Source organism: Peptostreptococcus sp., assembly GCF_977045075.1.
In genome coordinates this window covers 1-3531 of sequence record NZ_CDRRTB010000115.1, presented here as the reverse complement: position 1 = coordinate 3531, position 3531 = coordinate 1, and the positions used below count along the sequence as shown (strand labels likewise).

Sequence of the window (3531 nt, the reverse complement as noted above, 5' to 3'; positions counted from 1 at the left end):
CCCGGTGATATACCCACAGTTTTTGTGAATACTGTGGAAAAATAGCTCACATTTCTGTAGCCACATTCCTGACTTATTTCAGCTATATTTTTTTCCGTCTGTAAAAGTAAATTTCTTGCACGGTTTAGCTTTCTATAATTTACATAGGAGCTGAAGGTATAGCCAGTTTTTTGTTTGAAAAGCTGGGATAGGTAGCTCTTATTTATATGGGCATACTCCGAAGCCTCCTCTAGGCTTATAGGCCTCTGTATGTTATCATCTATATACTTAAAAACACTCTTTAGGGATGGATTGACACCCAGAATGTTATTTTCCAGCAATTCATCATAGTACTGGCCTATTATCATGCTAGCAGTTGGTATAAAGTTCTTACTTGTTATCTTTTTATGCATTAATATCGTACAGTGGTAGCAGCAATGCTTAAGAGAAATATTGTGCATGAAAAGTGTGTAGTAGTAGATGGCGTAATTAAGACTATTCAAAAAGGCCCTATAGGCTACTATATTTTCGCTTTTAATCCAGCCTCCTGCCAATTTTTTAAATTCTTTCATGGTATTTTCCATATTACCCCTGGCAAGATTTTCGCACAAGGCCCTATAATCTATGTCCATATCAAAACTGTCTAATTGCGTTATCTTATGCATAGGCACACCTCCTTCATTAATTCTTCACCTAGTCTATAAATTAAATGCGCACAAATTTCATAACTCCCACGATATCCTCTATTATATATCATATGTAAGCTAAAAAATAGGGGGTATTGGGAAAAAGACCTAAATATAGTTAATAAATTAATAAATATAGTTAATTGATTATAAAACTCATTGTGGTAAAATATATAGTATAGAAGGTCTTGTAGTAGACCTAAATTAAATCTTAAAAATTAAAAAAAGGTCTAGGACCCATATGATATTGAAATCAAATTAGGCTGGACCACTTGAGTTATGGAGGTATTTATGAAAATTGCTGTAGTATACGGATCTCTATCAGGAAATACAGAAAGACTAGCTAGAGGGGTATTCGATAGGATTAGCCCTGAATATGAAAAGGCCATATTTGATGTTAAGGACAAGCCTGACCTATCAGATTATGATGTTGTTGCTCTTGGCTTCTGGATTGACAAGTCCTTCCCACACAAGGCAATGAAGGAATTTATACCAGAGGTACGTGACAAGGAGGTCTTCCTAATGGGTACTATGGGCTACTATCCTGACTCAGACCACGGCCAGGCATGCATAAAAAATTCTGTAGGCCTAGTTGACAAATCTTGCAAGCTTTTAGGTTACTTTATGTGTAACGGAAAGATAGATATGAAAATCCTAGAAAGGATAGGCCAGATGAAGCCTAAGAACATGGGCGAGGAAATCTTTAAAAAGCATATGCTTGATGAAAAGAACCTTATTAGATACAAGATGCTTGGTGACCATGTTAATGAAACAGACATTGAATTCTGCTCAGCTAGGTTCAATGAAAGAATTGCCATAAAGGCAGCCATTGATAGCTTATAATTTCAATATAAATATATATGGAATTATGATTCCCCAAATTCCTACCGACATAATTTATAAAATTATGTTAGAAAAGGCAGCTAATCCCCAATTAGCTGCCCTTTTCTTTTATCATTCTATTTACTTGGGACCTACTGGTCAGAAGGCTGAACTTCACCTTCAATTTCATCCTTGTTTTTCTTGTGGTCACCAAGCTTTATTTCATTAATCATATCCATCCACTTGCCAGTCTTGCCAACAAAGAATTCATAGCTATTGCCCTTTTTCATAGTGACCCTGATACCGTCATTAGTAAAAGGTGTTGGCTTGAACCTTTCTATTGACTCAGCCTTCATTATAGACAGTCTTATAGCCTTCTTTTCTATGAGGTCTGGATCTGGAGTATTTGCAAATATAATCATCTTGTCAGTAAGATATAGCCATCCTGTCTTCATCTTGCCATCCTTCATATGCGCCTGGGAATCATACTTTAGGATACCCTTCTGGCTCATCTTCATAGCAAAGATTCTCATATTTGTAGTATCTGCCCTCCTCCTGTTAAGCATCAAACCCATCATAAAGAAGGTACCACCCATCAGAATAAGTACGTATAGGAAGTAGTTTAGGTTGCCTACTGTTAGGCCCTCCTTATAGAACCTACCAGCATTTAGGGCAATACCAAATATTATCCCTACCAGGGCGGATTTTTGTAAATGTTTAAAAACCTCAGTTGTCATTAAATTACCTCTCTCTTATTGTATTTATATAGATTAGACCCATATCTTCTTAGAAGGCCCAGTTTCCGTCCTTGAATATCTGGAATTCCTGGCCATCCTGCTGGATACCAACTATATCAAGGTCCTTGTCCCCAATCATAAAGTCTACATGGGTTATACTTACATTTATACCCAATCCATCCTTATCTTCATCAGCTATTTTTGCCCCATCCTTTACACAAGAGCTGTAGGCAGCCCCAATAGCCAGGTGGCAGGATGCATTTTCATCAAACAAGGTAGTGTAGAATACTATATTTTTATTCGATATAGGTGAATCATAAGGTACAAGGGCAACTTCACCCAGCCTAAAAGATCCTTCGTCAGTCTCTATTAGGTTCTTCAGGTTGTCCCTTCCTGTCTTGGCATCAAAATCTATAACCCTACCAGCCTCATACCTAATCCAAAAATCTTCTATCAGGCTACCCGCATATACTAGTGGTTTAGTACTATGAACAATACCATCTACCTTGTACTTGTGTGGCATACCATATATTTCTTCTGATGGGATATTAGGATTGAAGAAGTTGCCCTTAGGATCCTTGGCTGCCCCACCCAACCATATATGCTTGTCTGGAAGCCCTATCACCAAATCAGTCTTAGAGGACTTGTATCTTAGTTCCTTAAAATTCATCTTATTCATAAAGGCAGTTTTTTCCTTTAAGTTCTTGTTATGGTCTTCCCAAGCTGCAACTGGGTCTTCAGTAACCCTTGAACAGTCTAGTATATTGTTCCAAAGCTCTTCAACAGCAGCCTCATCTGCAAGGTCTGGATGGACCCTCTTGGCCCAGGCTAGTGAAGGAACTGCTACTATAGACCACTTAACCCTATCATTCAGTGTATAGGACCTCCACTCCTTGAGATACTTGCCTGCCTCCTTCTGGAAACGACCTATCCTGTCAGGGTCTACCCCCTTCATTAGGTCTGGATCATTGGATATTATAGATAGGAAGGACCCTCCTTCCTTGGCAATCTGAGTATACTTGTATGACTGCCACTCTGGATATTCATCGAAGGCCTCACTAGGTGCACTTAGGTACTTTTCCCTGCTTATAACCTCATCAGAATATTCTACGTAAACATGCTTGGCACCAGCCTTGTAGGCCTCTCTCACACACCTTCTAACAAAGTCTCTTGACTCTACATCAGCCCTAATAAGCAGACTCTCGCCTGGTTGAACATTTATACCTGACTTGATAGCCAGCTGGGCAAACTTATCTATTCTACTATCTAAACTCATCTTATCTTCTCCTTATCTTCTAATATTTTTC

At 38.5% G+C, this 3531-nt stretch carries 4 protein-coding genes; 1 reads left to right on the top strand and 3 read right to left on the bottom strand.

The features are described 5' to 3' along the window. Positions 1 to 644, bottom strand: a 644-nt coding sequence (locus ACW6OJ_RS07645) for a helix-turn-helix transcriptional regulator (RefSeq protein WP_456096223.1), incomplete at its 3' end; no start/stop codon positions are given. Between the two features lie 312 nt (positions 645 to 956). Here ACW6OJ_RS07645 and ACW6OJ_RS07640 point away from each other — a divergent pair. Next, entirely contained in the window at positions 957 to 1508 is a 552-nt protein-coding gene (locus ACW6OJ_RS07640) for a flavodoxin family protein (RefSeq protein WP_293700694.1), read from the top strand. Between the two features lie 131 nt (positions 1509 to 1639). On the opposite strand, the gene ACW6OJ_RS07635 is transcribed toward ACW6OJ_RS07640, so the two are convergent. Together ACW6OJ_RS07635 and ACW6OJ_RS07630 are read right to left on the bottom strand one after the other, a co-directional pair. Next, the gene (locus ACW6OJ_RS07635) at positions 1640 to 2224 is read right to left on the bottom strand and encodes a hypothetical protein (protein WP_293431403.1); all 585 of its coding nucleotides are present in this window, start codon (positions 2222 to 2224) and stop codon (positions 1640 to 1642) included. Positions 2225 to 2273: 49 nt separating this feature from the next. Then, on the bottom strand, positions 2274 to 3500 hold the full coding sequence (locus ACW6OJ_RS07630) for an aminopeptidase (RefSeq protein ID WP_456096222.1): 1227 nt from the start codon (positions 3498 to 3500) through the stop codon (positions 2274 to 2276). Positions 3501 to 3531 lie beyond the last annotated feature (31 nt).

Coding starts and splice junctions, on each gene's coding strand:
- ACW6OJ_RS07635 (WP_293431403.1), bottom strand. CDS start 2,224: ATGACAACTGAGGTTTTTAAACATTTACAAAAATCCGCCCTGGTAGGG.
- ACW6OJ_RS07630 (WP_456096222.1), bottom strand. CDS start 3,500: ATGAGTTTAGATAGTAGAATAGATAAGTTTGCCCAGCTGGCTATCAAG.
- ACW6OJ_RS07640 (WP_293700694.1), top strand. CDS start 957: ATGAAAATTGCTGTAGTATACGGATCTCTATCAGGAAATACAGAAAGA.